At 32.0% G+C, this 225-nt stretch carries 1 protein-coding gene; it reads left to right on the top strand.

Annotated features, from left to right (window positions below):
• The coding region (locus tag V7056_RS01360; protein WP_499698592.1) for a hypothetical protein at positions 1–225 on the top strand (225 nt) is incomplete at both ends.

Below are 225 nucleotides of genomic sequence, written 5' to 3'. Positions count from 1 at the left end.
GTATGTTGTTACGTATTAGTATTTTACAAATCATTCTATCTTCAACAATCATTAATATCTCACATTTACTTTCTGTCACAGTTGGCTTTACGTTACTTGGTCTATCTCGTGGGATTGATTACAAGGTAAAACGAGCTTGGTATATTACATTATTTATGCTCGTAATTGGTGCTGTAACAACTTATTCAAAAGGTCTCGATTATGAAGAAGCATTATTTGTTCTAG

It is taken from the genome of Bacillus sp. JJ664, from assembly GCF_036962205.1.
Lineage (GTDB): Bacteria > Bacillota > Bacilli > Bacillales > Bacillaceae_G > Gottfriedia.
Note: the sequence above shows the minus strand (reverse complement) of the source record. Positions and strands in the feature narration are given on the sequence as shown.